The sequence below is a fragment of the Moorena sp. SIO3I8 genome, from assembly GCF_010692325.1.
Taxonomy (GTDB): Bacteria; Cyanobacteriota; Cyanobacteriia; order Cyanobacteriales; family Coleofasciculaceae; genus Moorena.
In genome coordinates this window covers 1-1076 of sequence record NZ_JAAHHW010000478.1, presented here as the reverse complement: position 1 = coordinate 1076, position 1076 = coordinate 1, and the positions used below count along the sequence as shown (strand labels likewise).

The 1076-nt window shown below is 41.4% G+C and carries 3 protein-coding genes; 2 read left to right on the top strand and 1 reads right to left on the bottom strand.

The window, feature by feature from the left end; translation table 11 throughout:
• Window positions 1-309: 309 nt before the first annotated feature.
• Both F6K51_RS38030 and F6K51_RS38025 read left to right on the top strand, forming a co-directional pair.
• On the top strand, window positions 310-525 hold the full coding sequence (locus F6K51_RS38030; RefSeq protein ID WP_293031541.1) for a hypothetical protein: 216 nt from the start codon (window positions 310-312) through the stop codon (window positions 523-525).
• Between the two features lie 9 nt (window positions 526-534).
• A complete protein-coding gene (locus F6K51_RS38025) occupies window positions 535-666 on the top strand; it encodes a hypothetical protein (RefSeq protein WP_293031538.1) in 132 nt (43 codons plus the stop codon).
• A 134-nt stretch (window positions 667-800) separates the two neighbouring features.
• Here the strand turns inward: F6K51_RS38025 and F6K51_RS38020 are convergent.
• Window positions 801-1076: hypothetical protein (locus F6K51_RS38020; protein WP_293031535.1), on the bottom strand; the 276-nt coding region annotated here is incomplete at its 5' end.

Below are 1076 nucleotides of genomic sequence, written 5' to 3'. Positions count from 1 at the left end.
CGCACTGCCCACCCTACGATTAGTTTTATTTACTACGATTAATTTTATTTACTGTTGGTGGGCAGTGCTTATCAAAGCTACTACAGCATTGGGAATTTGTCTTAGGCACTGCCCACCCTACGATTAATTATATCAAAAATGTATAAAAATAAAAACTATTTATTATTCCTTATTACCCTTCCCACCACACTTCCCACACTTCCCAAATTATCTGCATATTTCGTAATAAAAAAAATTCCTAAACCCCTTGACAAATAATTAATTTATTAATAGATTAATATTATACACAGTTTAAAGGTATAGTTTCCAATGAGCAAAAACATTAATCCGAACTCTGAAAACCCAAGTCGCAAATCTAAGAAAGTCAAGCACATATTGATCGGTTCTCCTGAGGAGGTTAAGAAGACAATTTATGCCATTTATTCCCTTAAATACGCCTATCCCGACGAGTGGAGCACTCCGGAGCCTACCGGAAAGCCTGGTGAGGTTATGACCTTTTTGATTCGCTATTTTTACGTAGACTAGGATAGGAATTTGCCAGGGTTTTACGCCCTGGCGACAATGAATAGTGAAGGTTGTTTTGTCGTAAGCATATGCGCTACGCGCACGCTACGCGAACAGCGGTCAGCCGTCAGCCGTCAGCCTTGGCCACAAGCCTTTGGCTGATAACTGATAACTGATAGCTGATAGCTGACTAACTCGATCAGAATGTACTAATTGATCAGGAGTTATCTAAATTTGAGTGCAGCTCAGCTGTACTTTTGGAAGCTAATACCATAGAATTCGGTCAAGCATTGGAGTTAACCAGAGCTTGACCGATTTTTTTTTATTGCTATAGCATTTCTATTTGAAGGGAACAGGGAACAGGGAACAGGCAATAGGCATGCTAGCAACAGGTAAGAGTGATTAATCGTAGGGTGGGCAGTGCCTATCAAGGGGATGGCAAGCAAAGGAATCTGTCCAAAGCACTGCCCACCGTAGTTGCACGACATGAACTGAGTGCTACTCGTTTGATTAATCCTAGGGTGGGCAGTGGCTACTAAGGCGATGGCAAGCTTCGTCAATCTCTCAAAAGT

Excerpts from the sequence above, each read along its gene's own strand:
- F6K51_RS38030 (WP_293031541.1), top strand. The coding sequence starts at position 310 with ATGAGCAAAAACATTAATCCGAACTCTGAAAACCCAAGTCGCAAATCT.